Origin of the sequence: Niveispirillum sp. KHB5.9 (assembly GCF_048066115.1) — a bacterium.
In the GTDB taxonomy this organism is placed as follows: Bacteria; Pseudomonadota; Alphaproteobacteria; order Azospirillales; family Azospirillaceae; genus Niveispirillum.
Genome location: NZ_JBLTYX010000011.1, coordinates 180,151 through 206,789, shown reverse-complemented (window position 1 = coordinate 206,789; position 26,639 = coordinate 180,151). Strand labels below are relative to the sequence as shown.

24 protein-coding genes are annotated in these 26,639 nt (G+C 65.2%); 15 read left to right on the top strand and 9 right to left on the bottom strand.

The window, feature by feature from the left end; genetic code table 11:
• Positions 1–80: 80 nt before the first annotated feature.
• The 7 genes from ACM9HJ_RS18720 to ACM9HJ_RS18690 all read left to right on the top strand — a co-directional run bounded on the left by ACM9HJ_RS18720 (position 81) and on the right by ACM9HJ_RS18690 (position 6,955).
• Entirely contained in the window at positions 81–263 is a 183-nt protein-coding gene (locus tag ACM9HJ_RS18720) for a hypothetical protein (protein ID WP_416573280.1), read from the top strand.
• A 54-nt stretch (positions 264–317) separates the two neighbouring features.
• Positions 318–905: a hypothetical protein gene (locus tag ACM9HJ_RS18715; protein ID WP_416573279.1), complete on the top strand. Its 588-nt coding sequence runs from the start codon at positions 318–320 to the stop codon at positions 903–905.
• A 77-nt stretch (positions 906–982) separates the two neighbouring features.
• Complete coding sequence (locus ACM9HJ_RS18710; RefSeq protein WP_416573278.1) at positions 983–3,085, top strand: peptidase domain-containing ABC transporter; 2,103 nt, start codon at positions 983–985, stop codon at positions 3,083–3,085.
• 77 nt (positions 3,086–3,162) lie between these two features.
• Positions 3,163–3,549, top strand: a complete 387-nt coding sequence (locus tag ACM9HJ_RS18705; RefSeq protein WP_416573277.1) for a YciI family protein — start codon at positions 3,163–3,165, stop codon at positions 3,547–3,549.
• A complete protein-coding gene (locus ACM9HJ_RS18700) occupies positions 3,546–4,793 on the top strand; it encodes an RNA polymerase sigma factor (protein ID WP_416573276.1) in 1,248 nt (415 codons plus the stop codon). Before ACM9HJ_RS18705 ends, ACM9HJ_RS18700 begins: the two co-directional genes overlap by 4 nt.
• Positions 4,794–4,875: 82 nt before the next feature.
• Positions 4,876–5,322: a VOC family protein gene (locus ACM9HJ_RS18695; RefSeq protein WP_416573275.1), complete on the top strand. Its 447-nt coding sequence runs from the start codon at positions 4,876–4,878 to the stop codon at positions 5,320–5,322.
• A 337-nt stretch (positions 5,323–5,659) separates the two neighbouring features.
• Positions 5,660–6,955: a cation:proton antiporter gene (locus ACM9HJ_RS18690; protein WP_416573274.1), complete on the top strand. Its 1,296-nt coding sequence runs from the start codon at positions 5,660–5,662 to the stop codon at positions 6,953–6,955.
• Positions 6,956–7,020: 65 nt separating this feature from the next.
• Here ACM9HJ_RS18690 and ACM9HJ_RS18685 read toward each other — a convergent pair whose 3' ends face one another.
• Positions 7,021–7,599, bottom strand: a complete 579-nt coding sequence (locus tag ACM9HJ_RS18685; RefSeq protein WP_416573273.1) for a pseudouridine synthase — start codon at positions 7,597–7,599, stop codon at positions 7,021–7,023.
• Positions 7,600–7,725: 126 nt separating this feature from the next.
• Here ACM9HJ_RS18685 and ACM9HJ_RS18680 point away from each other — a divergent pair, with 126 nt between their 5' ends.
• The 4 genes from ACM9HJ_RS18680 to ACM9HJ_RS18665 all read left to right on the top strand — a co-directional run bounded on the left by ACM9HJ_RS18680 (position 7,726) and on the right by ACM9HJ_RS18665 (position 12,216).
• The gene (locus ACM9HJ_RS18680) at positions 7,726–8,493 is read left to right on the top strand and encodes a superoxide dismutase (protein ID WP_416573272.1); all 768 of its coding nucleotides are present in this window, start codon (positions 7,726–7,728) and stop codon (positions 8,491–8,493) included.
• Between the two features lie 37 nt (positions 8,494–8,530).
• Positions 8,531–8,881, top strand: a complete 351-nt coding sequence (locus ACM9HJ_RS18675; RefSeq protein ID WP_416573271.1) for an HNH endonuclease signature motif containing protein — start codon at positions 8,531–8,533, stop codon at positions 8,879–8,881.
• Positions 8,882–9,159: 278 nt separating this feature from the next.
• Complete coding sequence (locus tag ACM9HJ_RS18670; protein WP_416573270.1) at positions 9,160–11,478, top strand: TonB-dependent receptor; 2,319 nt, start codon at positions 9,160–9,162, stop codon at positions 11,476–11,478.
• Between the two features lie 141 nt (positions 11,479–11,619).
• Positions 11,620–12,216: a LysE family translocator gene (locus ACM9HJ_RS18665; RefSeq protein WP_416573269.1), complete on the top strand. Its 597-nt coding sequence runs from the start codon at positions 11,620–11,622 to the stop codon at positions 12,214–12,216.
• Here ACM9HJ_RS18665 and ACM9HJ_RS18660 read toward each other — a convergent pair.
• Both ACM9HJ_RS18660 and rpsU read right to left on the bottom strand, forming a co-directional pair.
• On the bottom strand, positions 12,175–13,011 hold the full coding sequence (locus ACM9HJ_RS18660) for an AraC family transcriptional regulator (RefSeq protein ID WP_416573268.1): 837 nt from the start codon (positions 13,009–13,011) through the stop codon (positions 12,175–12,177). The two genes, ACM9HJ_RS18665 and ACM9HJ_RS18660, sit on opposite strands and share 42 nt — an antisense overlap.
• A 579-nt stretch (positions 13,012–13,590) precedes the next feature.
• A complete protein-coding gene (rpsU, locus tag ACM9HJ_RS18655) occupies positions 13,591–13,794 on the bottom strand; it encodes a 30S ribosomal protein S21 (RefSeq protein WP_054168849.1) in 204 nt (67 codons plus the stop codon).
• 300 nt (positions 13,795–14,094) lie between these two features.
• On the opposite strand from rpsU, the gene def reads away from it, so the two are divergent.
• Both def and ACM9HJ_RS18645 read left to right on the top strand, forming a co-directional pair.
• Positions 14,095–14,649, top strand: coding sequence for a peptide deformylase (def, locus tag ACM9HJ_RS18650; protein ID WP_416573267.1), 555 nt, complete (start codon positions 14,095–14,097; stop codon positions 14,647–14,649).
• A 23-nt stretch (positions 14,650–14,672) separates the two neighbouring features.
• Positions 14,673–15,392 carry a COQ9 family protein gene (locus tag ACM9HJ_RS18645; protein ID WP_416573266.1) on the top strand — a complete coding sequence of 240 codons (720 nt, stop codon included), beginning with the start codon at positions 14,673–14,675 and terminating at the stop codon, positions 15,390–15,392.
• Positions 15,393–15,413: 21 nt separating this feature from the next.
• Here the strand turns inward: ACM9HJ_RS18645 and ACM9HJ_RS18640 are convergent, their stop codons facing one another.
• The 4 genes from ACM9HJ_RS18640 to ACM9HJ_RS18625 all read right to left on the bottom strand — a co-directional run bounded on the left by ACM9HJ_RS18640 (position 15,414) and on the right by ACM9HJ_RS18625 (position 21,983).
• On the bottom strand, positions 15,414–15,779 hold the full coding sequence (locus ACM9HJ_RS18640; RefSeq protein WP_416573265.1) for a hypothetical protein: 366 nt from the start codon (positions 15,777–15,779) through the stop codon (positions 15,414–15,416).
• Positions 15,780–15,794: 15 nt separating this feature from the next.
• A complete protein-coding gene (locus tag ACM9HJ_RS18635; protein WP_416573264.1) occupies positions 15,795–16,046 on the bottom strand; it encodes a hypothetical protein in 252 nt (83 codons plus the stop codon).
• A 439-nt stretch (positions 16,047–16,485) separates the two neighbouring features.
• Positions 16,486–18,651, bottom strand: a complete 2,166-nt coding sequence (locus tag ACM9HJ_RS18630; RefSeq protein ID WP_416573263.1) for a winged helix-turn-helix domain-containing protein — start codon at positions 18,649–18,651, stop codon at positions 16,486–16,488.
• Positions 18,652–18,971: 320 nt separating this feature from the next.
• The gene (locus tag ACM9HJ_RS18625) at positions 18,972–21,983 is read right to left on the bottom strand and encodes a TonB-dependent receptor domain-containing protein (RefSeq protein ID WP_416573262.1); all 3,012 of its coding nucleotides are present in this window, start codon (positions 21,981–21,983) and stop codon (positions 18,972–18,974) included.
• Between the two features lie 375 nt (positions 21,984–22,358).
• Here ACM9HJ_RS18625 and ACM9HJ_RS18620 point away from each other — a divergent pair, with 375 nt between their 5' ends.
• Positions 22,359–24,488 carry a TonB-dependent receptor gene (locus ACM9HJ_RS18620; RefSeq protein WP_416573261.1) on the top strand — a complete coding sequence of 710 codons (2,130 nt, stop codon included), beginning with the start codon at positions 22,359–22,361 and terminating at the stop codon, positions 24,486–24,488.
• Positions 24,488–25,552, top strand: a complete 1,065-nt coding sequence (locus ACM9HJ_RS18615; protein ID WP_416573260.1) for a PepSY-associated TM helix domain-containing protein — start codon at positions 24,488–24,490, stop codon at positions 25,550–25,552. Before ACM9HJ_RS18620 ends, ACM9HJ_RS18615 begins: the two co-directional genes overlap by 1 nt.
• Here the strand turns inward: ACM9HJ_RS18615 and ACM9HJ_RS18610 are convergent.
• Positions 25,536–26,270: a heavy metal-binding domain-containing protein gene (locus ACM9HJ_RS18610; protein ID WP_416573259.1), complete on the bottom strand. Its 735-nt coding sequence runs from the start codon at positions 26,268–26,270 to the stop codon at positions 25,536–25,538. The two genes, ACM9HJ_RS18615 and ACM9HJ_RS18610, sit on opposite strands and share 17 nt — an antisense overlap.
• The gene (locus ACM9HJ_RS18605) at positions 26,267–26,599 is read right to left on the bottom strand and encodes a YbjQ family protein (RefSeq protein ID WP_416573258.1); all 333 of its coding nucleotides are present in this window, start codon (positions 26,597–26,599) and stop codon (positions 26,267–26,269) included. Before ACM9HJ_RS18605 ends, ACM9HJ_RS18610 begins: the two co-directional genes overlap by 4 nt.
• Positions 26,600–26,639: the final 40 nt, after the last annotated feature.

The following is a 26,639-nucleotide window of genomic DNA, read 5'->3' as shown; positions in this document are numbered from 1 at the left end:
TCTTCATCCGACGGATCGCAAGGCATTGATACAGTTCAGATCAATTTCGGATCAGACTCTAATAAACCAAGGAGAGTGAAATGCTCGAGATGACGATGGAAGATCTTTCCCAGGCTTCCGGTGGTGATGATAGCGGAACGTGCAATCCCGACCCGACCGATCCGGGCGGCATGGTCGGATGCCTGTTTTACAGCTGGTTGTCGGGGGGTGGCCGCCCCATCGGTGATATCACCTATGACCAGATGGGCAACGTCATCTGCTAATCATGTGGTCGATGGCGGAGCATTCCGCCATCGACCACCTCCACCGGAGGCATCATGGATATTTCCACCTTCTCTACTCCGATTGTTTTGACGCTATCTTTAATTTACTTCTTTACGGCTATTTGGATAAAATCAAACATAACACAGAAAAACACCAGCAAAAACTACCATTTTGCGGAAACCATATTCAATATTAATGTCAAAAATTACACATCAAAGGCCATTATCCTTGGATTATTTGTGGGGATATTTCTATGTATTGTTTCAATTATTATAGTATTAACCTTTTCAAAGGTCACATCAACTACAAAACAGTACAAGCCCGATACGGGGGTGGACGCGTTCATATATGTGTTTTTTTCCCCCATATTTGAGACCCTCGTTATTGCCGCAATTTCAATTCCGTTCAGGGTAACTGGACAGAGGTTGGCCTATATCGTCACCATAGCAGCCTTGGCAGCCTACTTGCATGCACCATACATCATATGGAAAACACCGCAAATCGTGCTTGGATTCGCAGTGATGGCCATGCTGTTTGATATATGGTATGCGCAGAGAAATTGGACAACCGCCTTCTGGGGGGTGCTATCAATACATATTGTATATAATTTAGGTCTTTTGGTATTTAAAAATACTATTTGAGTTTTATTTCAACAGCCAAAAATTGGAAAAATACGATATAAATTAAACTACACACCAACATATTTGACCCGCTGGAAATGAAACACCACCAAATACTTCAATCCGAAGCCTCCGAATGCGGTCTCGCCTGCCTCGCCATGGTGTCCAGCAATCATGGCCATGAGACGAACCTGCCCGCGCTGCGCCGTCGCTTCTCCATCTCCCTGAAGGGGACGACGATGAAGAATATCCTGCTGATGGCCCAGAAGCTGGGTTTCAGCGGGCGGGGACTGCGGCTGGAGCCGGCGCAGTTGAAGGACCTGAAGCTGCCCGCCATTCTGCACTGGGACATGAACCATTTCGTGGTTCTGGCCGGGGTGAGGGGGGACAAGGTCACCATCCTGGACCCGGCGCGCGGCGAACGACGGATGACCCTTGCAGAGGTCAGTCAGCATTTCACCGGGGTAGCCCTGGAGCTGACCCCCACCCCGTCCTTCGAGAAGCGCAAGGAACGCTCCCGCCTGCCCATGGCGGCGCTGTGGGGCCGGATCGCGGGGATGAAGACAGCGCTGGGCCAAGCGCTGGTTCTGTCCGTCGTGCTGCAACTTTTTGTGATCGCCAGCCCCTTCTATATGCAGATCGCTGTGGATGAGGCGGTGTTGAAGGGCGATGGCGATCTGCTCTGGGCGCTGGCCATCGGCTTTGGCCTGTTCACGGCGGTGAAACTGGTGGCCGAATGGCTACGCGGGCGGGTGCTGCTGGTCCTGGGCGGGTTGATCGGCCACCAGATGGGGGCCAGCCTGTTCCACCATCTGTTGCGTCTGCCGCTGGATTGGTTCGAGAAGCGACATATCGGGGACATGGCCAGCCGGTTTGGCTCCACCCGCCCCATCCGCGACCTGTTCACCAATGGCCTGATCGCCGCCCTGGTCGATGGGGTAATGGCCATAATCACACTGGTGATGATCTTCCTTTATTCGGTGAAGCTGGCCGTCATCGTGCTAGTGGCACTGGCGCTTTATATCGGCGTCCGCCTGATCTCCTTCCACCTGCTGCGCCAGCGGGAGGAGGACGCGATTGCCGCCTCGGCCAAGGAGCAATCCAGCTTTATCGAAAGCACCCGCGCCATCCAGACCATCAAAATCTTCGGGCACGAGATGGAGCGCGAAGGCGTGTGGCAGAACCGCTTTGCCGACACCATCACGCGCGGCGTGCGCCTGGGGCAGTTGAACCTGAACTTCACCACCGCCAACGGCCTGATCTATGGGCTGGAGAATATCGTCACCGTCTATGTCGGCGCCATGTTGGCCATGGAGAACCAGATCACCATTGGCATGCTTTACGCCTTCATGAGTTACAAGGGCCAGTTCCTGGACAAAGCGACCAAGCTGCTGGAAACCGTCATCCAGTATCGGATGCTGGACCTGCACCTGGACCGCATCGCCGATATCGCGCTCTCCGACAAAGAGAAGGGCCTGGAAAGCGACGCCACCGACCCGCTGATCCCGCATGAACTGAAGGGCGGCGTCACGCTGAAGGGCGTTTCGTATCGCTATGCGGAGACGGAGCCGGACACCATCACCGGCATCGATCTGGATGTCGCAACGGGCGAATTCGTGGCCATCACCGGCCCGTCGGGCGGCGGCAAGACCACCTTGTTGAAGGTGATGCTGGGCCTGTTCCGGCCGACGGCCGGGGAGGTGCTGTTCGATGGCGTACCGGCCGACCATATCGGCCCCGTGGCCCTGCGCGCGCAGATCGGCGTGGTGATGCAGGATGATCAGCTCCTGACCGGATCGCTGGCGGAGAACATCACCTTCTTCGAGGCCACCCCCGACCTGATGCGCATGCGCCAATGTGCGGCCATGGCGGGCATCGACGCCGAGATCATAGCCATGCCCATGAATTACAACACCCTGGTGGGCGAGATGGGAACGGGCCTGTCGGGCGGGCAGAAGCAGCGCCTGCTGCTGGCCCGCGCCCTATACCGCCGCCCGCGCATCCTGATCATGGACGAGGGTACCAGCCACCTGGACGTGGCCAAGGAGCGGGAGGTGAATCAGCATATCGCCGCCCTGGGCATCACCCGCATCACCATCGCCCACCGCCCTGAAACCATCGCAGCGGCGGGGCGTGTGCTGGTGCTGGATGGCGGCAGGTTGTCCGAGGCGCCGCCGGCCGCGAAGGTCGCAGCAGAGTGAATACCGAATTTTCCTGAAAGCCCCTGTCGGCACCGGCATACTCTCCCCGTCCTATGAAGACGAAGGGAGGCCCGATCATGTTGTACGCCATTCTTTGCTATAACGAGGAAGATTATGTCGGCGCCTGGACGCCGGAGGAAGACGCCATCGTCATGGACCGGCTGGGCAAGGTACAGCAGGGCTGGGCGGAGAGGGGCAAGCTGGGCCCCGTCGCCCGCCTGATGCCGACCACCGCCGCCGCCACCCTGCGCAAGGGCAAGGAGGAGCCGCTGATCCTGGACGGCCCCTTCGCCGAGACCAAGGAACAGCTGCTGGGCTTCTACATCGTCGATTGCGAGGGGCTGGAGGAGGCGCTGGACAAGGCGCGCGAACTGGCCGCCGCCAATCCCGGCAAGGGCTGCTATGAAATCCGGCCCGTGGCCCTGTTCATGCCGGGCGGACCGCTGTCGTCGGCATCGCCATGACCGACAATGCCTGGATCAGCGCCGCCCTGGCCGCGGCAAGGCCGCAAGCCGTGGGGGCGCTGCTGCGCTATTTCCGCGACCTGGACCTGGCGGAGGAGGCGTTCCAGGAGGCGGCCTTGCGCGCGCTCTCCTCCTGGCCGAAGAACGGGCCGCCGCGCGATGCCGCCGCCTGGCTGATCATGGTCGGCCGCAATGCCGGCATCGACCAGACCCGTGTGCGCGCCCGCCATGTCGCCCTGCCCGACGATGACGCGCCCCTGTCCGACCTGTCGGACCGGGAGGCGGAGATGGCGGGAAGGCTGGACGAGGCCGATTACCGCGACGACGTGCTGCGCCTGCTGTTCATCTGCTGCCACCCCGACCTGCCGGCCACGCAGCAGATCGCCCTGGCGCTGCGCATCGTCTCCGGCCTGTCGGTGAAACAGATCGCCCGCGCCTTCCTGGTCGGCGACAGCGCCATGGAACAGCGCATCACCCGCGCCAAGGCCCGCATCGCCGCCAACCCCGTGCCGTTCGACGCGCCGGGTGCCGCCGACCGGCCCGAACGGCTAGCCGCCGTGGCCGCCATGGTCTATCTGGTGTTCAACGAAGGCTATTCCGCCGGTGCCGACGAACGGGCCGCCCGCGCGCCCTTGTGTGAGGAGGCTATCCGCCTGGGAAGGCTGCTGCTGCGCCTGTTCAGCGCGGAGCCGGAGATGATGGGCCTGCTGGCCCTGATGCTGTTGCAGCATGCCCGCCGCCCCGCCCGCTATGCCCCCGACGGATCGGTGATCCTGCTGGAGGATCAGGACCGCCTCCTCTGGCACCGGCCCGCCATCAATGAAGGGCTGGCCCTGCTGGACAAGGCCGTGCGCCACCGCCGTTCCGGCCCCTATCAGATCCAGGCCGCCATCGCCGCCTTGCATGCCCGCGCGCCCACGGCCGCCGACACCGACTGGGCCCAGATCGACCTGCTCTATGGCGGGCTGGAAACCCTGTCCCCGTCCCCCGTCATCACGCTGAACCGCGCCGTTGCCGTGTCCAAGGTGCGGGGGGCGGAAGCGGCCCTGGCCATGGTCGAACCGCTGGGCGACCGCCTGTCCGGCTATTTCCATTTCCACGGCCTGCGCGGCGGCCTGCTGATGCAGCTGGGCCGCAAGGCCGAAGCCCGCGACGCCTTCGGCCGCGCCATCGCGCTCGCCCACAGCCCGGCGGAAGCGGCTCATATCCGCCAGCATCTGGACAATCTGCAGGCAGGTCCGTGAAATATTTTGGAGGGACTGTCGGGGCCGGCGCGGCCCATCCGTCCTTGGAATATCATCCCCTTTCCATCCAACGGAGGAAACCATGACCGAGAAGCCCGAATACGCCCACAACACCACCGGCGTCATCCCGCATCTGGTGGTGAACGGCGCCCGTGAGGCCATCGATTTCTATATCCGCGCCTTCGGTGCCACCAAGGTCATGGAAATGCCGGCCGAGGATGGCAAGCGCCTGCTGCACGGCCAGATCCTGATCAATGGCGGCCCGCTGATGTTGTGCGACGATTTCCCCGAATATCGCGGCGGTGCGGCCACGGAATACCCCAAGAACACGCCCATCACCCTGCACATGGCCGTGCCCGATGTCGATGCCAGCTTCGCCCAGGCCATCGCCGCCGGCGCCACGGAAGCCATGAAGCCCGCCGACATGTTCTGGGGCGACCGCTACGGCCAGGTCCGCGACCCCTACGGCCATCTCTGGTCGCTGTCCACGCCCAGCAAGCCCGGGGCGGTGGTGACCAACGGCTGCTGAGGGGGGGGGCACGAGGCCTCTGCAAAACTCTTGGGCCGTAAGGATTTCACACTCTCTACCGTCACCCCGGCGAAGGCCGGGGCCCAGGTCGTAGAACGAGGTGCTTGTCACTTGGGCCCCGACCTTCGCCGGGGTGACGGTTGGAGAGGCGGAAACGAAGGTGCCCAGAACTTTGGCGGAAGTCTCGCCTTCGCGGGAAAGGTAAACCCGCCGGTTCCAACAGCGCCCCCTCCCGCTCCCCCGCAATCGGTCCCCTCCCCCCTCGATTGATGGTTGCGATACGCCACCCCTCCGGGGAAACTGGCCCCGTCCCGTTCCGGAGCCCAGGACATCCCCGTTGGAGCATCATTTCGACCTGACCGGCATCGCCATCGTCACCTCCGTGGCCCTGCTCTGCGGGCTGGCCTTGTCGCGCCTGAAACAGCCGGCGATCGTCGGCTATATCGTGGCGGGCATCGTGCTGGGGCCGGGCGGGTTCGGGCTGGTGGAATCCTCGGAAAGCATCACCACCCTGGCGGAACTGGGCGTGCTGATGCTGCTGTTCCTGGTCGGCATGGAACTGTCGGTGAAGGCGTTCCAGGCGGTGTGGAAGGTGGCCCTGGCCGCCGTCGCCTGTCAGATCGGCCTGTCGCTGCTGGTCACCGGTCTGGCCGGGCTGCTGCTGGGCTGGCCCTGGCCGCGCTCCGTCGTCATGGGCTTCATCATGGCGCTGTCGGGTACGGCGGTGGCCATCAAGATGCTGGAGGATGTGGGGGAGCTGAAGACCCAGACGGGCCGCGTCACCGTCGGCGTGCTGATCGCCCAGGACCTGGCCTTCGTGCCCCTGCTGCTGATCACCAACGGCATGGGCAGCGGCGGGGGCCTGTCGGCCGCCGTGCTGTTCAAGCTGGCGGCGGCGATGGCGGCGCTGGGCGGGCTGGTCTGGTTCCTGTCACGTCATGAACGGCTGACCGTCCCCTATGGCGAATGGTTCAAGCGCAATCATGAGGTCATTCCGCTCGCCGCCTTGGCCTTCTGCTTCACCATGGCGGCGGCGTCGGGCGTGATGGGCCTGTCGGCGGCGTTCGGCGCCTTTGTCGCCGGCTTCATGCTGGGCAATTCCGACGGCCGCGCCCTGTCGCTGCGCGCCACCCACCCGATCCAGTCGGTGCTGATCGTGGTGTTCTTCCTGTCGATCGGCCTGCTGATCGACCTGTCCTTCGCCTGGACCCATCTGGGGGAGGTTCTGCTGCTGCTGTTCGTGGTGACGGCGGTGAAATCGGCCATCAATGTCACCACCCTGCATCTGCTGGGCGAACCGTGGGAACGGGCATTTCCCGCCGGGGTGATCATGGGCAGCCTGGGCGAATTCAGCTTCGTGCTGGCGGCTGCCGGCCTGTCCATCGGCGCCATCGACAAGGATGCCCAGCAGCTGGCCGTGACGGTGATCGCGCTGTCCTGGCTGTTCAGCCCCATCTGGCTGGTCAGCGCCCGGCGCTTCCATGTCCTGGCCGAAGGCGGCATCGGCAGCATGCGCGGCGCCTTGGCCCAGATCTATCGCGGGGAGATCGCCCTGCTCAACCGGGTCGGCGGCGCCCTGCTGCACGCGGCGGCCGTGCTGGTGGACGAGGTACGTCGCTTATGGAAACGATAACAACGCCGTAGGTCAGGTCGAGGCGAATGCCGAGCCCTGACGGAAAAGGCCTTCCAGCACTATTGTCAGGGCTCGCCTCCGGCTCGACCTGACCTACGTGGTGGCGCCGCCTCCCGCCACTTCCCTGGCTCCAGCCCCTCCAGCGTCCAATCCCCCACCGCCCAGCGCACCAGGCGCAGGGTCGGGAACCCCACGGCGGCCGTCATCCGCCGGACCTGTCGGTTGCGCCCTTCGCGCAGCACGATCTCGATCCAGCTTGTCGGGATCGACTGACGGAAGCGCACGGGCGGCGTGCGCGGCCACAGCCAGCCCGGCTCCTCGATCCGCCGCACCCCGGCCGGCAGGGTCGGGCCGTCCTTCAGCGTCACGCCCGCCCGCAGCGCGTCCAGCGCGGCGGCGGTCGGCTCCCCCTCCACCTGCACGCAATAGGTCTTGGGCCATTTATGGCGCGGCTGGCTGATCCGGGCGATCAGGCCGCCATCATCGGTCAGCACCACCAGCCCCTCGCTGTCGCGGTCCAGGCGGCCGGCCGGATAGACACCGGGCACATCCACGCATTCGGCCAGCGTGCGCGCCCCCGACCCCTCATCGGTGAACTGGCACAGCATGTCATAGGGCTTGTTCAGCAGGATGATGCGCGGCATGGACGGTTCCGGGGTGCGACAGGCTGCGGCAACCAAAGCCTTGCCAGGACGTTGGTTGAGGATATAGGCGATGTCCACCCCCGCGCGCCATGGCCTATACGTCCCAACCCGGAGGAACCCTTCCCCATGCCCCGTCAAGCCGCAACCGCCCAAGCCATCACCCCCCGGATCGGACTGGACCGCCGCACCCTGCTGTTCACCGGCGGTGCCGCCCTGGCGGTCGGGCTCTGCTCCTGCCCCGTCTTCGCCCAGGCGCCGGCTGCCGGGCCGCACATGCTGCCCTCCCTGCCCTATGCCGCATCGGCTCTGGAACCGCATATCAGCGGCCAGATCATGGAACTGCACCACACCAAGCACCACCAGGCCTATGTGACCAAGCTGAACCAGGCCCTGGCCGATCACGGGCAGCTGCAATCCCTGTCCCTGCCCGAACTGCTGGTGGAATTCCCCAAGCTGCCGGAAACCGTGCGCAAGGCGGTGCGCGACAATGGCGGCGGCCATGCCAACCATTCGATGTTCTGGTCGATCATGGGCCCCAATGGCGGCGGCGCCCCCAAGGGGGCCGTGGCCCGCGCCATCGACGAGGCCTATGGCAGCTTCGACAGTTTCAAGAAAAGCTTCAATGAGACGGGCGCCAAGCAGTTCGGGTCGGGCTGGGTCTTCGTCACCGTCAATGTGAAGGGCCGCCTGTCCATCGCGCCGCGCCCCAACCAGGACACGCCGATCATGGATGGCGAACATGTGCTGATGGGCAATGACGTGTGGGAGCATGCCTACTACTTGCAATACCAGAACCGCCGGGACGAATATCTGCAAGCCTGGTGGAACGTGGTGGACTGGCAGGCGGTGAACGACCGCTATGCCCGCATCCGCAAGGCCGAGCGTATTATTTAAGGGACACAAGCTCCTGCCAAGCGACCGGCTGAAACCCTTGCCGCCCGACCTGCCCGCCCGCCCCGCGCCGGCGGCGCGGGTGCTGGGCGATTGCGGTCTGTGCGGCCGGCCGCTGGTGGCGGGGCCCAGCGTGGAACTGCACCATCTGGTCCCGCGCAGCCAGGGCGGCAAGGAAACCGTGGCCCTGCACCGCGTCTGCCACCGGAAGATCCATGCCGAACTGTCGGAGAAGGAGCTGGCGCGCAGCTACACGACCCTGGAGTCCCTGCGCGCCCATCCCGACATCGCCGCCTTCATCGGCTGGGTGGCCCGCAAACCCCCGGAGTTCACCGCCGTCACCTTCCGGGCCAAGGACCATGTGAAGGCGGGGAAGAAATACCGGGACTGACATCCGCCGGGTTGTCACCGAAAGCGGAAGTCATGGCCATGCCCGAATTCTGTCGCCATAGGGAAGATAGTTGACATCATCAACTGTTTATATTTTAAACCAAGAGATCGCGCAAATATCCCCGAAACCAGCACACGCGCCGGACTATATCGATCCGAGATTCGCTCTTGCGGACTTAAATGTAATATCGCATAATCATTATGCGAACATACGATGGCTGACCAACGTGCCAACAGCCACGACCAAGCAAGCATAAAAGCTTCCAAGGGAGGAACTCCATGTCTTACACGCAACGCCGGGTGCGCCCGGCGAACGGGTTTTTGCGCGCCCACGGCAATCCCCATCGGCTGTTGCTGGCGACTGGCTTGGCCCTGGTCATGGCCGCACCCGTGGCGGCGCAGAACAGCCCCCCGCCGGCCGATGGCGGCACGCTGGAAGAAATCGTGGTGACGGCGCGCCGCCGGTCGGAAGCGCTGCAGGACACGCCCGTCGCCGTGACCGCCTTCACGGCCGAAGGACTGGAGGCGCGCAGTGTCGAGACGCTGGACAACATCGCCCGCTTCACACCCAATATCCGCTTCGATGGCGCAGCGGCACTATCGGGCGGCAATTACAACGCCACAGTCTTCATCCGTGGCATCGGCCAGAACGACTTCGCCATCTTCAGCGATCCGGGCGTCGGCTTCTATGTCGACGGCGTCTATTACGCACGCTCCATCGGCGGCATCATGGATGCGGTCGATCTGGCCAGCGTGGAGGTGCTGCGCGGGCCGCAGGGAACGTTGTTCGGCAAGAACACCATCGGCGGTGCGGTGCTGATCAACACCCAGCGCCCGACGGACGACCTGTCAGGCCGGGTGGAACTGACCACCGGCCGCTTCGACCGGCTGGACGTGAAGGGTGTGGTGAACGTCCCCCTGGCCGATGGCAAGGTGCTGACGCGCCTGTCCGTTTCATCCCTGAACCGCGACGGCTATGCCAAACGCCTGTCGGACGGGCAGGATATGGGCGACCGCAACGCCGACAGCGCCCGGTTGCAGCTGTCGACAAATGTTACGGAGGATATCGATTTCCATCTGGTTGGCGATGTCACGCGGGCCCGCGAACATTCCGCCCCCAACAAGCTGCTGGCCGTGGCGCCGGCACCGGGCCTGACGGGCCAGCCCTTCCTGGTCAACTACAACAATCTCGTGGCTCCGACACGTGGCGTCACGGCACCCAACGGCCAGAAAACGCTGAATTCCTCCTTCATCACCGACAGCCCCTTCACCACATGGGGCACCGGCCCCAATGTCAACGATCTGGATCTGTGGGGCCTTGCCGGCACCCTGACCTGGAACCTGGGCAATGTGGAGGCCAAGAGCATCACGGCCTACCGCGAGCTGCAGGCAACCTTTGCCCGCGATGGTGACAACACGCCCTTCACCTATCGCGAAACGTTCAACGATGACGATCAGTGGCAGTTCAGCCAGGAATTCCAGTTGAGCGGTGACGCCATCGATGGGCGCTTCACCTGGGTTGGTGGCGTCTATTACTTCACGGAGGAAGGAACGGACAACGCCCGCGCCGATCTGGCCATGGGCCTGTGGCCGCCGCTGGGGCCGCCCATGTCGCCCGCCACCCTGATCCTGAACCGCATCGACAACACCTCCTATGCCGTGTTCGGGCAGGGCAATTTCAAACTGACCGACGATCTGTCGGTGACGGCGGGCGCTCGCTGGAACCGCGACAAGAAGTGGATTTCCGTCTTCAACCGCCGCCAGCGCGACCAGGTCGTATTCACCAACGTGCAGCGGTCGGGCGACTGGAACGCTTTCACGCCCAAGCTCGGCCTGGAATACAAGGCGGGCGACGACGCCCTGCTCTACGCGTCCGCCGGCAAGGGCTTCAAGAGCGGCGGCTACAACGCCCGACCGCTGGCGGACGAGTCGGAGGTGACACAGTACGAGCCGGAAACCATCTGGACCTATGAGGTGGGCGCCAAGACCGGCTGGCTGGACAACCGCCTGATCGTCAATGTCGCGGGATATCTCAGCAAATATGACAATATCCAGCTGACCGTGAACCAAACGCCGCGCAATTTCGTGGCCAACGCCGCCAAGGGCACCATCAAGGGCGCGGAACTGGAAGTGCGGGCCAAGCCGGCCAAGGGTCTCGATTTCGACCTGGCCGTCGGCTACACCGACGCGCAATATGACGAGGTGGGGACCGGCCTGGGCCCGACGCAGGTCCTGCCCATCACCAAGGCCGCGAAGTTCGTGAAGACGCCGAAATGGACGGCCAGCACAGGGCTGCAATATACCCATTCCCTGGGTGACGGCAGCACGCTCAGCCTGCGCGGCGACCTGTCGGCCTACAGCAAGTTCTACAACGACGTGGCCAATACCGAACTGGTGGCACAGTCCGGCTATGGCATCGTCAACAGCCGGTTGACCTATACCTCCCCGGACGACAGCTGGACCCTGGCCCTGTTCGCCACCAACGTCACCGATCGGCGTTATTTCGTGTCGGGCAATGCCAGCGGCGCCTTCGGCCTGGCCGAGGTCTCCTATGGCCGTCCGCGTGAATGGGGCGTGACGCTGGGGGCGAAGTTCTGACCCTTCCAGGTCAATTTCCTTCAATACCGGATCGGGCCGGGTGGCGATAACCGGGGAAACCATCCCGGAGATGTCCCCCGTGACCCGATCCCCTCTCGCCCCCTCCCCGCCCCCCCTTGCCGCCGGCAATCGGGTGCAGCCATGAATACCGCCCTTCTGCTGGCCATGGCCGGCTTCGCCCTTGTCGCCTCCATCACCCCCGGCCCCGTCAACAGCCTGGCGCTGGCCAGCGGCGTGCATCACGGGTTCCGGCGCAGCCTGGGCTATGTCACCGGCGCCACGGTGGGCTTCACCCTCCTGCTGCTGCTGGCCGGCGTCGGCATGGCGGAAGCGGTGGCGCGGCTGCCGCTGCTGGACACGGTGATGCGCATCCTGGGCACCGGCTTCATGCTGTACCTGGCCTGGCGGCTGTGGCGGGCCGACGGCGGGATGGCGGCGACGGAGGTCGCGTCTCCGCCCTCGCTCTGGGCCGGGGCCAGCCTGCAATGGCTGAACCCCAAGGCCTGGATCGCCGCCATTGCCGGCATGGGCGCCTATGGGCTGGCGGGCGGCATGGCGACGGTGCTGACCTTCACCGGCCTCTATTTCGCCATCTGCTACGTCTCCATCGCACTCTGGGCCTATGCGGGCGCACAGCTCTCCCGCGCCCTGAGCGAACCCGGCCGGATGCGGATGTTCAACCGCGCCATGGCGGCACTACTGGCGCTCAGCGCCTTCGCCATGCTGGCGGGCGGCTGACTGGGCGAACTGACCGGGCGTCGCCGCCGTATGCGCCTTGAACACCCGCTGGAAATGCGCCTGATCGGCGAATCCGGCGTCCAGCGCCACCTCGACGATGGGCTGACCCTTGCGCAGCCCTTCCTGTCCCGCGCGGATTCGCAGGTTGGTCTGATAGGCATGCGGCGTCAGCCCATAGCGCGCCTTGAACGCCCGGATCAGGTAAGAGGGCGACAGGCCGGCGGCTTCCGCCACCTCCTCCACCCGCAACTCCCGCGTACAATGCAGGGCGATGTAATCGGCCGCCAGGGACAGGGCGGCATGCTCATCCCTGACCACGGCCGCGGTCCCATCGACACGGTTCCCCAGCCCCGCGAAGAAGGCCCGCGCCGCCGCATCCTTGGCCGTCCCGCCCTCATCGAACAGCAGGTCGAACAGGCCCATCAGATCGGCATAGAGCCCCGGATCGCGGCTGATCACCGCCCCATAGGGCCGGAACGCCGCCGCCCCCTGCACGTCCGTCAGCCAGCCCGTATCGGCATAGAGCATGCGATAGGACCAGGGCTGGTCGTCCACCGGATTGCACGCATGCACCATCTCCGGGTTCATCAGCACCACCGTGCCCTCGAACGCCGCGTGCCGTTCGTCGCCCGTCAGATATTCGCTGTGCCCGCCGGTGATGGCACCGATGGAAAAGGTGGGGTGGGAATGCGGCACGTAACAGACCGTGCGCCCATCCATGACCTCCCGCGCCTCCAGATGCGGCAAAGCGGGGTCGCGCCAGAAGATGTGTGAATCGGCGGGACGGCGGGGCATGGCGGTTCCGGGGGATGAGAGGCGGCTTCCCGCCATCCTCTCTCTTTCGTCAACTGTTTCGCCATCTATCTTTCGTCACCTGCTTTTCCCGCCATTCCTTTTCCCCCGTCATCCCGGCGCACGCCCATGGGCGCTAAGTTAAGCGTTTGAGCAGACCAATTCCATCCTCACTACCGTCACCCCGGCGAAGGCCGGGGCCCAAGTGACAAGCGCTTTGCTCTACGACATGGGCCCCGGCCTTCGCCGGGGTGACGGTAGAAGGGGCTGCTACGGCAGTGCAAATCCCTTAAGTTAGCGCCTATGGGCGACAAGCCGGGACCCAGGGGTCACAGGATCAAACCTCGAAGCTGCGTCGATCAACGCCGCCGACAGGTCGGGCGCTTGGCCCCTGGGTCCCGGCGTTCGCCGGGATGACGGAAAAGATGGATGACGGGAGAGAGGCAGGAAACGACAGCGCTCCTACTATCTCGAAGCCCAAAAAGACCAAAAGCCGCCCGCGGGCATCCCCAGGGGCGGCAATCAATCTTGGCGATCCTTGGAAGGACCGACTGCAACCCGTCCGATGGACGGGGAGGGCTATTAGTAGCCCTCGCGCTCCAGACGCTTGCGCAGCAGCTTGCGGGCGCGACGAACGGCTTCCGCCTTCTCGCGAGCGCGCTTCTCCGACGGCTTCTCGTAATTGCGGCGCAGCTTCATTTCGCGGAAGATGCCCTCACGCTGCATCTTCTTCTTCAGCGCGCGCAGTGCCTGATCGACGTTGTTATCACGAACCAGAACTTGCACGGGACATCCACTCCAAACTGGTGCGCTGGGCCGGCGAAACCGACGCTACGCTAAAGGTTGAGAACAAAGAAGAGGCAACACGAGACCCTAAAGGTCGCGCCGTCGCCCGATCCAGTCGCCGGGTTTATACACAGCACCGCCGCCCTTGTGAAGACCCGCCGCGCGGCTTTGTGCAGATTCATGCGGAATGGCCGGCATGCGGCCGGTTGGGGGTCGGTTTTCCTTGCCTTGCATCGCCGCGGCCAGGACCCCACAATGCTTATATAACCCGAATCGTCCCCTTTTGCGGAGCCTTTTTCCATGGCCGTGCTTCCCATCGTCCGCATGGGCAATCCCGTCCTGCGCCGTGTGGCCGACCCGATCCCCGTCGCCGGCGGCTTCGATGAAGGGTTGCGGCAGCTGGCCACGGACATGGTGGAGACGATGTTCGACGCCCCCGGCATCGGCCTGGCCGCCCCGCAGATCGACGTATCCCGGCGCATCATCGTCTTCCGCGTGCCGCCGGAACGCGCCTCTGGCGATCCCGGCGACGCACCCATGGGGCCGCAGGTGCTGATCAACCCGGAATTCGTGCCCCTGGGCGATGAGAAGGTGCTGGGCTGGGAGGGGTGCCTGTCCATTCCAGGATTGCGCGGCGTCGTGCCACGCTACCGGCGCATCCGTTACCGGGGCTATGATCTGGACGGCAACCTTGTGGAACGCGAGGCCGCCAACACCCATGCCCGCGTGATCCAGCATGAGCTGGACCATCTGGACGCCGTCCTCTATCTGGACCGCATGGATGGGCTGGCCACGCTGACCTACACTGAAGAGCAGAAGTTTTTTGGCCCCGACGTGCTGGCCACGGCACGCTGAAGGCCCGCAAACGGAGAATGTCCATGACCGACGCCACCGCTGAAGCCCCCGTCCAAAGCGCCCACGACAAGGCGCTGGCGGCCCTGGCCGCGCGCAAGGATGCGATCCTGACGGCGATGCTGCCCGACGTGGCCTTCGATGGCTGGACAGATACGGCTCTACGGCGCGGGGCGGAGGCGGCGGGCTTTCACAGCCAAGAGGCGCTGGCCGCCTTCCCCGGTGGGGCGCTGGAGGCCGTGTGCTGGTTCAGCGACTGGGCCGACCGGCAGATGCGGGCGGCACTCACCGAGACCGACCTGTCGGCCCTGAAGGTGCGGGAGCGGGTGACGCTGGCCGTGCGCAAGCGGCTGGAGATCCTGACCCCGCATCGCGAGGCGGTACGCCGCGCCGGCAGCCTGCTGGCCCTGCCGCAGAACGCCGCGCGCGGGCCGCAGCTGGTCTATGCCACCGTGGACGCCGCCTGGCGCGCCGCCGGCGACGGCTCGGTCGATTATAATTTCTATACCAAGCGGCTGCTGCTGGCCGGATTGGTCACGGCCACCACGCTCTATTGGCTGGATGACCGCTCCGACGGGCTTTCCGACAGCTGGGCCTTCCTGGACCGGCGCATCGCTAATGTGATGAGCCTGGGCAAGGCCATCGGGCAGGTCACGGGCCGGGCCGACAAGGCGGCGGGCATCCTGGCCCACATCCCCTCGCCCGCGCGTTTCCTGCGTCATCTGCGGGGGGCCGGCGCGGTCTGAGCCCGCCCCGGCCCCGCCGCATCAGGCCGCCACGATGGGGCGGGCGGCTTCGATCTGACTGTTCAGCAGGTCGCGAATGGCGCGACCGCGATCAGTCAATTGCACGACGCGCAGACGCGCATCCTGGGTCCAGGCGCGGCGCTCCACCAGGGGGCCAGTCACGCCTTCATGGCTTTCATCCAGATCACGTGACAGCTCGTCCACGGCACGGCTGATGGTGCAGGGCGCCTCCCCCATCAGATAGGACAGCTCCGCCTGGCTGATGCCCTCATTCTCGCAGATGGTCAGTAGGGCGGCGGCCGTGCGCAGCGACATGCGCGGATTGATCTTCAGCAGGGCCTGGATCATGGCCAGCGCCGTGCTGGGATAGCGTTGCTGCATCATCATCGCCTCCTCTTATCCTCAGGCTACACTGGCATAGGGGCGAAGGCGGCCCGTGCGGGTCACCGGCGGGCGCGGTGTGCTGCCGCCCATGCCGGGCGCCACGCCGCGGTTGCGCAGTTCGCGCATGTCCAGCGTGCTTTCCGGGTACAGCCGCCGCACCTCGTCCAGCAGCACCATCAGCTGCTTCTGGTGCTCACCGGCCTCCACGAAATTCTCGGTCTGGAACTCGATATTGATGCATGCCTTGAGGCGGAGTTTTCCGTCCTTCATCTCTTCCCCCGTAATCATGCGTCCCGGCTGGAAGCGGGGATGCAACGGTGTGTCGTGAGGTCGGAACAAAAATTGCCGGGCTGCATCGATCTGACCATGATGGAAAGCTGATCATTGCATGATTGAAATACGATCATCTGCGAACGGGAAGATGATCACCCCATAATACCAGTTCCCGATGAGATGGACTCATCGGGAACTGGTACGGCGGCGACTGCCGCCGCGCCGCACGTGCGGCGTAGCCAAGCTGCCGGATGGCAGCGCCGGCGACTGAGGTCGGTGATCGGTTGCGATCACCGAGAATTTGTATAAGTTATTGATATAAAATGACATGATGGATTTGTCGCGGCGGGTTTCCGCGACCTGATGGAAAGATGATGGAGCCGCCATCACCCTTTCATGAGCCTGCCATCCGGGGTTGATCGGGGCTGCCGAACCCTCAGTCCGGATTGGTGGGGTTCAGCAGCACCAGGTCGGATTCCTGTCCCACCAGCTCGGTCATGAAGACGGAGCCGCTGCCGCAATCCACCGATATCTGCGCGCGCATGTTGGTGCGGGCCAGCAGGCCCAGGCGGCGCTCCACGCCCGTGCGCCGGTCCACCGCCACCACCTCCGCCGAGGGCAGGTTCATGCGCGCGGCATAGATCATGTCCGGGCAGATCACGATGTTGCGCTGGCGCAGCGTGGCCGGCAGTTCGATGGTCCCGCCCCCGCCCTTGCCGTCCAGGGTGGTCCAGGCCACCTGGCTGGCGCCGGTATTACCGACCAGCAGCATGGTACGGTCGGCGGAGATGTCGATGAAATCGCGCCCCTCCTCCACCTGCACCGGTGCCTTCCCGCTAACGGGATCGATGGCCCAGATGGCCCAGCTGGCGTCGCCGCGGATGGCCATGCGGATGCTGCCATCGGGCATCCAGACGGGGGCACCCTTGTAGCGGCCGTCATGGGTCAGCCGCGTCGTCGTCTCGTCGGCGATGGTGACGCGGTAAAGGTCGCTGACCATCCCCACCTCCGCCACGAACAGCAGGCCGCGGCCATCGGGGGACCAGCGCAGCGAGTTCATGTTGGCGCCCGGCAGGTTGGTCAGCGGCCGGGGCGGCCGGTCCTTCTCCGCCAGCCAGATCTGCGGCTCGCCCGTGCGGTCGCTGACGAAGGCCATGCCATCGCCATCGGGCGACAGAAGCGGGTCATATTCGTTGGCGCCGGAGCCCTGCAACGTGCGCCGCTGGGTATCGGCCATGATTTCAATCACGTCGGCATGGCCGCGATAGATTTCCATGGCCATGTTGCCACGCTGGCGGGCCACCGACAGGCGGCCCATCTGGCCGATGCCGGGCATCACCTGCTGCCAGCGGCCCCTGGCCAGATCGACGAACCACAGGCCCCGGCGCTGCCGGCTGGCATTGGTCAGGTACAGGCCGCGCCCGTCGACCGACCAGTCGAAATTGACCGAACTGCTGTCCAGCGGCAGCTGGTACAGCTCCCGGCCCGTGCGCACATCCATCACCATGATGGACAGCCGCCCCTCCGGCCAGGCGCGGGCGAAGGCCAGCCGGGTGCCGTCGGGTGAATAGGCGGGCATCCAGTCATCGGCATTGCCGCCCGGCGGCACCGGCAGCGGCGTCGGCGCCGACCCGTCCAACGGCATCACCATCAGGCGCGACATCTTCACGGTGGGGTCGGGTATGGCCGTGAAGATCAGTGCCTGCCCGTCGGGCCGCCAGGCCAGGCCGGGCAGCTGGTCGCCCAGGCAATCGCCCACCCGGCGTTCCTTGCCCACGGGCACGGAGATCACATAGATGTCGCAGTTCCAGTCGCGGTCGCTGCGCAGGAAGGCGATCTGATCGCCCTTGGGCGACCAGATTGGGGCCCGGTCATGCTCATCGGTGTTGGTCAGCGACACCGACCGGCCGTTGGGCCCCGTGCCGCGCAGGATGATGTCGAAATCATCGAAGGAATTGCGGGCGGCATAGGCCGCCATCTCCCCATCCGGCGACAGGGCCGGGAACAGGTCCATGCCCGGTTCCAGGGTCAGGGGCAGCACGTCGAACACCGGCACGGCCGACACCTGGCCCGGCCGCGACCCCCACCAATAGGCCCCGCCGACCAGAAGCACAAGCAGCGCCAGCATGGACACCGCCATCAGCGCACGCAGGCGCAGCGGGCTGAGGACCGCCGGTGCCGGCGTCGGAACGGTGGCGGGAACCCCATGCAGCACCTCGCCGGCCGGCGGCGTCGCCGACCCGGCCCCCTCCCCGGCCGCCACATCATCCACGAACAGCGCATAGCCGAACTTGGGGATCGTCTCCACGCGCAGCCTTGTGCTGCCCACATCGCGCAGCGCGCGGCGCAGCTGGAAGATGCAGCGGTTCAAACTGTCCTCGGCCACGAACACGCCGCCCCAGCAATGGTGCAGCAGCGTGTCGCGGGAAACGGACTGGCCCTGATGACGGACCAACAGCACCAGCACCTGCATGATGCGCGGCTCGACCCGGCGCTGGTGGTCACCAATGGCGATGCGATTCAATGAAGGGCAGACGGTGACATCACCCACGACCAGTTCCTGGTCGGGATTGATATCGAACCCGGAGGCCAAATGGTTCATTCCGCTTCCCACGCTTAGGCCAAGACAGCACCGCCCGCCGGCCCTGGTACCCCAAGGACCGTCGCCACGATCAACCGTTTAGCCGCCCCATCGGCCTTCACGCATCATCCTAACCGAAAAATCCGTGGCCCGGCCAGCCCCGCATGGGACCGGCCGGGCCACGGACCCGGTAAAATCATCATTCCGATACTGGAACAATACCCTCAATACCTTCGGTCGGAAATTCCGACCGAAGGTACGGCGGCGACCGCCGCCGCGCGCCACGTGGCGCGTAAGCCAAGGGCGCGGATGCGCCCGCCCGGCGTCTGAGGGAACATAAATCAGAAGCGGACATTCACACCGATCGAGAACACCCGGCCCAGCGGGTCATACATGCTGGGATAGGTGTTGCCGGAATTGGCAGACGTCGCACCGGCTTCGTTGCCGACGATGGGCGGGTCCTTCTCGAAGACGTTGGTCACGCCGGCGCTGATGCGCACCTCTTCGAAGACCTGATAGGCGGCCTGGAGGTCGAAGTAGTTGTAGGCCTTGATCTTCTCGAACTGGTCGAAGGTCGTGGGCTTCTGCGCCTCCTCGATCTCCACCCCGCCCAGGTGACGCCAGGTATAGCCCAGGGTCAGGTCGCCGACGCTCCAGCTCAGGCGCTGCACCCAGCGGACCTTGGGCAGCGGGCTGCCCACGCCGCCGACGCCGGCCGCACCGGGGCAGCTGGTGCCGAACTTGCCCAGGCATTCCAGCACCGGCAGGATGCCGTCGGAACGCGATTCCTGGGTCAGATAGCGATTGGCGTTCAGCTGGAAGGCCAGCGTGCCCCAATCCTCCGACGCACCCAGTTCCTCCAGGTCGACATTGAAATTGACGCCCAGTTCCAGACCCTCGGCCCGCAGATAGTTCAGGTTGGTGGTCAGCGCCGTCAGGCCCGAACCCGGCAGGGTCAGGGTGCCGCCGACACGGACGACCTTGGCGCACTGGCTGGCATCACCCAGCACATAGCAACCATCCAGGATCTCCTGCGGGGCGAAGGTGCCGATCACGTTCTTGATCTTGATATTGTAATAGTCCAGCGAGATGAAGGTGTTCTTCACCGCACCCAGGTCCGGCGTCAGCACGAAGCCCAGGGTGGTGGTGTCGGCCCGTTCCGGGGTCGGCAGGTTGGCGAGATCGGTACCGGCGGTCACGTTGACCTGACCGGCCACCAGATCTTCCACCGTGCCGATCTGGGCTGCACTCATGCCGGTCGATGCGCAGCGGGCGCGCAGCGTGGCATTGCCCGCCAGTGCCGCCGCATTGCCGATGGAGCAGGGGTCCAGGTTGGCATTCTGCAAGGCCGCGATATGCGGGGAGGCCAGTTCGCCCACGTTCGGCGCACGGGCCGCGCGCTGCTGCGAACCGCGCAGGCGGATGCTGTCCACCGGGGTCCAGTTCAGGCCCAGCTTCCAGGTCTTGTTGACGCCGCTGGGGTCATAGTCGGAATAACGGTAGGCGGCTTCCAGGTCCAGGGACTCGAAGGCCGGCTGGTCGGAAACCAGCGGGATCAGCGCCTCGCCGAAGAATTCCTTCACGTCGAACCCGCCGGAAATCGGCTGGAAATTGCCGCCGGCACCACCCAGGCAGCTGGTGGGTGCCAGCTTCCAGCATTCGTCGGGCGTACGGCTGCCCTTCTCCTTGCGGTATTCGGCACCGAAGCTGACAGCGACGCTGTCATTGGCGAACGGGCTCTTCAGCCCCTCGATGGGGCCGGAAACGGAACCGCTGACGATGGTCTGGCTGTAATCCTGCTTGTCGATGGCCGTGGCCGACGCATAGGCGGCCATTGCCGGGGTGATGGTGCCATAGCCGCCGAACACGTTCAGCGGCACGCAGCCCGGCTGGCCGCCGCGGCAGGCGGTGGTGCTGACCGCATTCAGCGCGTTGGCCACGTTGCTGACATTCGTATAGCCGGCGGAAACGTTGGTGCGGTGCGACTCGCCATGCTGGACCGACAGGTCGTAGGACCAGCCATCCAGGATCTCGCCGCGCAAGCCGGTCAGGAACTGGAAGGAGCTGTTGTCATAGCTCGTGGAGCGGGCCCCCAGCTCCTCCGTCCGGCGACGGACGGACAGCAGCAGATCGTCGGCCTGATCGACCACGCCATTGCCGTTGATGTCGCGCCAGTTGGGCAGGGTGCCGGTCGTGCTGACCGTGCCGGCCACGCGGCCGGCATTGGCCGCCGTCAGGATGGCATTGCGGGCCTGGGTGGACAGGAACGGGTTGGCCAGCGGCACGAAGAAGGTGTTGCCGAAGATGCCCGACGGGGCGACCTGCGAGGTGTTCTTGGTGCTGGAATAGGCGAAGCGGCCATAGGCCTCGACATGCTCGTTGACCTCGTAATGGCCGGACGCGAAGCCGCCGAACCGCTCCAGCGGCGTCTGATAGTAATTGTACGGGTTGAAGTTGAAGACGGAGCAGTTGGTGCCCAACGTGCCATCCTCGCGGAACTGGCCCAGGCCGGGGCCGCCGGCGATGGCCAGGCGCGTCGGCACCGTGGTGGTGGAACCGCCGGCCGCCACGGAATTGGGACCGCCGCAGCCCGCCGGGGCCGGGGCCGCCTCGTTGCCGGCCTGGAAATCGGCCAGGCCGGCACCCGTCGCCGTCTCGATGCCCAAACGGCCCAGCGGACGCGCGCCCAGCTTCACGGCCGCACGCTTGGAATAATTGATGCCCAGCACGACATTGCCGCGGCCGTCGGCCAGGTTGGAACCCACCGTCACATCGGCGGAATGGATGGTGCCGTCACCCTCCCCCGTCACCGTGTGATCGTAATTGGCGTCCACGCCCTCGAAATCATCCTTCATGATGAAGTTGATGGCGCCGGACATGGCATCGGAACCATACACGGCCGACGCGCCGCCGGTGACGATGTCCACGCGCTGGATCAGCGCCGTCGGGATGGTGGAAACGTCGACCAGGCCGTTGAAATTGTACGGGGTGATGCGCTTGCCATCCATCATCACCAGATTGCGCTGCGCACCCAGGCCGCGCAGATCGACGGTGGAGGCACCAGCCGTGCCGTTATTGGTGTTCTGGCCATCGCCGGGCACGGTGACGGGCAGCATGCGGAAGATCTTCTCCACTTCCGGCTGCTGCAACGCGTCGATCTCGGCGGCCCCCACGGAATAGACCGGGCTGGTGGACGTGTCGTTCGGGCGCGCGATGCGCGAACCGGTCACGACGATCTCTTCCACCGTGTCCTGCGCCAGGGCCGGGCCCATCGGCGCCATCACGGCGGCCAGGGCCGCACCCAGCAGCAGGCGGGAGCGGGCCGAACGGCGCGCGTTTTCAGAAAGTGTCATGGTTGCTGTGTTCCCTTGTTCCGACAGGCCGCGCCTCAATTCGCTGAGGTTCCGGGCGCAAGCTCAGTTGACGTGCCAACCGGCACCGAAGAAACACTCGTATAGAGGCCACTTTCTTCGCAATAGCGAATTGTAACAAAGAACACGCATTGTGATTATCTGTGGCATTTGAACCATGAAGATTTACACAACGAGATTATTTACTTAAGAACTTGCAGTTTATATTTGTTTGCAATGTTGCAATAATATTCATGACTCACACAGGCCTCGATATCAGGAAATGCACCGCTGGGCCGCATGCTTCGCATCTGATAATGATTTGCATTTGTATGTTTACGGCCCTAGTTTCCCGGCACTTCCAAGTGGGGAATTGAGATGCGCAAGTCCTGTTCGTTGCTGATGACGGGCGTCAGCCTGATCGCCATGCCCGCTGCCGCCCAGCAGCAGGCCGCCGCCACCGATGGCGCGATCGAGGAGGTGGTGGTCACCGCCGCCCGCACCAAGCTGCCGGCCAGCGCCCTGCCGCTGACCGTGGACGTGATCGGCAGCGCCGACCTGGCGCAGCAGGCGGCCATCGGTGGCTCGGTGGTGGATGCCGTCTCCACCCTGATCCCCAGCTTCTCCCCCACACGCCAGAAGCTGTCGGGCGCGGGCGAGACGCTGCGCGGCCGTTCCCCGCTCTACGCCATCAACGGCATCCCGCAATCCACACCGCTGCGCGATGGTGCGCGCGACGGCTTCACCATCGACCCGTTCTTCGTGGACCGGGTGGAGGTGATCTTTGGCTCCAACGCCTTGCAGGGCATCGGCGGCACCGGCGGCATCGTCAACCAGGTGACGGTGGGCGCCCCCAAGGCCGACGGCAATAGCGGCCGCGTCCTGGTCCAGGGTACGGCCAATGACGGGTTCGAGGGCGACAGTTTCGGGGCCAAGGCCGCCGCCCTGCTCAGCCATCGCGAGGGCCGGTTCGATGCCACCGTCGGTGCTGCGTACGAGACGCGCGGCGCCTTCTACGATGCCGACGACCGCCGCATCGGCATGGACAGCACCCAGGGGGAGACCCAGGACAGCCGGAGCACCAATTTCTTCGCCCGCTTCGGCTACGCGGTGTGGGAAGGCGCGCGCCTGGACCTGATCACCAGCCGGTTCGAGCTGAAGAGCGACGGCGACTATGTCGCCATTCCCGGCAGCCGCGCCACCGGCCTGCCCGGCTCGGCGGTCAAGGGTGACCCGCCGGGCGTGCCGGCCGCCAACCGCACCGAAAGTGCCGCCCTGTCGCTGACCGACGATGATCTGGTGGGCGGCACCCTGACCAGCCAGCTGTTCTTCAACCGCTCGCGCGACACCTATGGCGGGGAGCCCACGCCCATCGCCACCTTCCAGGATGTGCGCATCGCCCCGATCGGCACCCTGTTCGACCAGTCGCAGAACCGGTCGCGCAAGCTGGGCGGCAAGATCGCCTATGAGCGCGCCATGCCGGGGTTCGAGGATCTGACGGGCACCGTCGGCTTCGACGCCATCTGGGACAAGACCGAACAGCGCCTGATCGCCACGGGCCGCGCCTGGGTGCCGCCCACCGATTTCCGCAGCCTCGCCCCCTTCGCCCAGGTCAATCTGGCGCTGCTGGATGAGAAGCTGCGCCTGGCCGGCGGCGTGCGCTCGGAAAATGCCCGCATCCGCATCGATGACTACACCACGCTGGCCTCCTACGGCTCGCGTTTCGTGTCCGGCGGCAGCCCGACCTTCAGCGACATGCTGTGGAATGGCGGCGTCATCGTGGAGCCCATCGACGGCCTGCGCGCCTATGCCTCCTACGCGGAGGGCTACACGGTCCCCGATGTGGGCCGCATCACCCGCGCCATCACCCGCGCCGGCCAGGATATAGACAGTTTCCTGGATATCAGCCCCATCATCTCCAACAACAAGGAGATCGGGCTGGAGGGCGACCATGGCCCGTTCAAGGGCAGCGCCACCTATTTCTGGTCCACCTCCACCAAGGGCCAGCTGCTGGTCCTGACCAACGGCGTCTATGAGGCGCAGCGCCAGCGTATCGAGATCGAGGGGCTGGAACTGAACCTGTCCTACGAGACGCCGCTGCCCGGCCTGACCCTGTCCGGCGGCTATGCCCATCTGGAGGGCCGCAATGACAGCAATGGCGACGGCAAGGTCGATGGCAAGCTGGATGGCGCCAACATCTCCCCCGACCGCGTGAACCTGGCCGCCGCCTATGCGGAGGGCAAGATCACCGCCCGCCTGCAGGCGCAGTTCTACCTGTCGGGCGATGTCGGCAGCGGCACCACCTTCGCCGATTTCGGCGGCTATACCATCGTCGACAGCTCCATCCGCTATGAACTGCCGGTGGGCGGCGTCACCCTGTCGATCCAGAACCTGCTGGACAAGCAGTTCATCGACTATAACAGCCAGACCCAGCGCCTGACCGACAGCCAGCGCTTCTATGCCGGTCGCGGCCGGGCGCTCACCATCGGCTGGGATTACAGCTTCTGATGAGGACGCTGGACCTTCTGCATCGCTGGGCGGGTGGCATTGTCGGGCTGGTCCTGGCGCTGCTGGGCCTGTCCGGCACTCTGCTGGTCTACAAGGACAGCTGGGTGATGGCACCCGGCGCCGGCGATGCGCTGGTCGTTGATGCCGGCCCGGTGGCCGATGCGGTGGCCCGGCTCTTCGCCACCCCCGACCGCCCGGACAGCATCGTCTTCGCCAGCGAGGCTTTCGGTTTGCACCGGCTGCGCAGCCCTGGCGGGGCCGGTGCCTATGCCGATCAGGCGGGGAATATCGTCGCCACCTGGGACGGCATCTGGGCACGGCCGGAACTGTGGCTGTTCGACCTGCACCATTATTTGCTGGCCGGCGATGCCGGTGAAATCTTTATCGGCATCATCTCCCTGGTCGGGCTGTTCTTCATCATTTCCGGCTTCATCCTGTGGTGGAAGCTGCGCCGGACCTTCCAGTTCAAGCTCTGGCCCGCCCGCATGTCCCGCCCGGCGATCATCCGCCATCACCGCGATATCGGCGTGGTCCTGGCGCCGCTGCTGTTCATCTCCTGCCTGACCGGCGCCATGCTGACCCTGCAGCCCGTCGCCAATTTCATATTGAGCCCGCTGGGCCCCGCCAAGGAATGGCGGGCCGCCACCGCCCCGCCCAAGGTGAAGGGCGGGCAGCTGGCCGGGAACCCCGACTGGCATGCCATGCTGGCGGCGGCGCGGGAACGGTTCCCCGATGCCCAGTTCCGCGTGCTGTCCCTGCCACGCAAGCCGGGCGACCTGATCAGCCTGCGCCTGAAGCAGCCGGCCGAATGGCTGCCCAACGGCCGCACCCTGGTCTGGTTCGACCCCGCCGATTTCCATGTGGTGGAGGCGCGCAGCGCCCTGGAGATGCCCCTGGGCCAGCGGGTCTTCACCAAGGTCTATCCGCTGCACGCGGCCAAGGTCGGCGGGCTGGCCCTGAAACTGCTGATGACCCTGTCGGGCCTGGGCATGGCTTTACTGGGCACGCTGGCCGTCTGGACCTTCTGGTTCAAGCAGCCGAAGAAGGTCAGGGTTCCGGCGTAGCGGCCGGCGGCGGCGCCTTCCGCTCCAGGTGGCGCACCTTGTATTCGTGCCAGTATTGGCCGGCATATTTGTCGAACAGGTAATCGGTGACCGCCGCACTGCCGGCCAGCGCCACCAGCACGCCCAGCGTGATGGCCAGCTCGCGCCAATGCCGCGGCGGCTCCGCCCCCACCGCTTCCGCCACCAGCGGTGCGGCCCCCGGCTCACTGCCCACCAGCGCCGTGCCCGTGGCGATCAGGGCCAGGCGGCCCCGGTCCAGCCCGATCTGGCAGAATTCCACCCCGGCCAGCACGCCGGCCCCCGCCGCCTGCGCCTGCTGGCGCAGCCGCATCAGCGCCAGCCGCCTTGTCCGCTGCATGTCGCGCTGCCGGGTGGGGATGCGCCCGCCGACGATCCGCCGGTACAGCACCGCCAGCCGGCCCAGCGGCGCCGGCGCCATGACCACGCAAGCCTGCACCATCTGCGGCCGGCCCGTCACACCCTTGGGCGGCTTGCCGTTGAACACGCGCACGCAAGCGGTGGCCGCCTCCATCTCCGTCAGCCGCCGGTCATGCCGTCGCTCGATCCAGGCGCCCAGGATGATCAGGGTGCCATTGGCCAGGGCAGCGCCCAGGATACCGGCGATCCAGCCGCCCCAGCCGAAGATCTCCCAGTCGAAATTCAGCCAATATTCCAGCCATTCCATGCCGGGCGGCAGATCGGGCAGCTCGTCATTCACGATGCGGCCGGCTCTTCGGCCAGTTCCACCGCCGTGCCATAGGCCAGCACCTCCGCCGCCCCGCTGCCGATATTGGCGGTGGAATAGCGGATGGAGATGATGGCATTGGCCCCAAGTTCATCCGCCGCCGCCCGCAGGCGCTGCGTGGCCTCGTCCCGCGCCTCGTTCAGCAGCTCGGTATAGCCGCGCAGCTCCCCGCCGACCATTTCCTTCAGGCCGGCCATGATGTCCCTGCCCAGATGCTTGGACCGCACGGTGCTGCCCTGCACCAGCCCCAGATGCCGCACGACGCGGTACCCGGCCGGCTGTTCCATGGTCGACAGGATCATCAATGCCCCCTTGCCTTCATCGGCGGCCAGAATGGCAGCG

Coding starts and splice junctions, on each gene's coding strand:
- ACM9HJ_RS18720 (WP_416573280.1), top strand. CDS start 81: ATGCTCGAGATGACGATGGAAGATCTTTCCCAGGCTTCCGGTGGTGAT.
- ACM9HJ_RS18715 (WP_416573279.1), top strand. CDS start 318: ATGGATATTTCCACCTTCTCTACTCCGATTGTTTTGACGCTATCTTTA.
- ACM9HJ_RS18710 (WP_416573278.1), top strand. CDS start 983: ATGAAACACCACCAAATACTTCAATCCGAAGCCTCCGAATGCGGTCTC.
- ACM9HJ_RS18705 (WP_416573277.1), top strand. CDS start 3,163: ATGTTGTACGCCATTCTTTGCTATAACGAGGAAGATTATGTCGGCGCC.
- ACM9HJ_RS18700 (WP_416573276.1), top strand. CDS start 3,546: ATGACCGACAATGCCTGGATCAGCGCCGCCCTGGCCGCGGCAAGGCCG.
- ACM9HJ_RS18695 (WP_416573275.1), top strand. CDS start 4,876: ATGACCGAGAAGCCCGAATACGCCCACAACACCACCGGCGTCATCCCG.
- ACM9HJ_RS18685 (WP_416573273.1), bottom strand. CDS start 7,599: ATGCCGCGCATCATCCTGCTGAACAAGCCCTATGACATGCTGTGCCAG.
- ACM9HJ_RS18680 (WP_416573272.1), top strand. CDS start 7,726: ATGCCCCGTCAAGCCGCAACCGCCCAAGCCATCACCCCCCGGATCGGA.
- ACM9HJ_RS18670 (WP_416573270.1), top strand. CDS start 9,160: ATGTCTTACACGCAACGCCGGGTGCGCCCGGCGAACGGGTTTTTGCGC.
- ACM9HJ_RS18665 (WP_416573269.1), top strand. CDS start 11,620: ATGAATACCGCCCTTCTGCTGGCCATGGCCGGCTTCGCCCTTGTCGCC.
- ACM9HJ_RS18660 (WP_416573268.1), bottom strand. CDS start 13,011: ATGCCCCGCCGTCCCGCCGATTCACACATCTTCTGGCGCGACCCCGCT.
- def (WP_416573267.1), top strand. CDS start 14,095: ATGGCCGTGCTTCCCATCGTCCGCATGGGCAATCCCGTCCTGCGCCGT.
- ACM9HJ_RS18645 (WP_416573266.1), top strand. CDS start 14,673: ATGACCGACGCCACCGCTGAAGCCCCCGTCCAAAGCGCCCACGACAAG.
- ACM9HJ_RS18640 (WP_416573265.1), bottom strand. CDS start 15,779: ATGATGATGCAGCAACGCTATCCCAGCACGGCGCTGGCCATGATCCAG.
- ACM9HJ_RS18635 (WP_416573264.1), bottom strand. CDS start 16,046: ATGAAGGACGGAAAACTCCGCCTCAAGGCATGCATCAATATCGAGTTC.
- ACM9HJ_RS18630 (WP_416573263.1), bottom strand. CDS start 18,651: ATGAACCATTTGGCCTCCGGGTTCGATATCAATCCCGACCAGGAACTG.
- ACM9HJ_RS18625 (WP_416573262.1), bottom strand. CDS start 21,983: ATGACACTTTCTGAAAACGCGCGCCGTTCGGCCCGCTCCCGCCTGCTG.
- ACM9HJ_RS18620 (WP_416573261.1), top strand. CDS start 22,359: ATGCGCAAGTCCTGTTCGTTGCTGATGACGGGCGTCAGCCTGATCGCC.
- ACM9HJ_RS18615 (WP_416573260.1), top strand. CDS start 24,488: ATGAGGACGCTGGACCTTCTGCATCGCTGGGCGGGTGGCATTGTCGGG.
- ACM9HJ_RS18605 (WP_416573258.1), bottom strand. CDS start 26,599: ATGATCCTGTCGACCATGGAACAGCCGGCCGGGTACCGCGTCGTGCGG.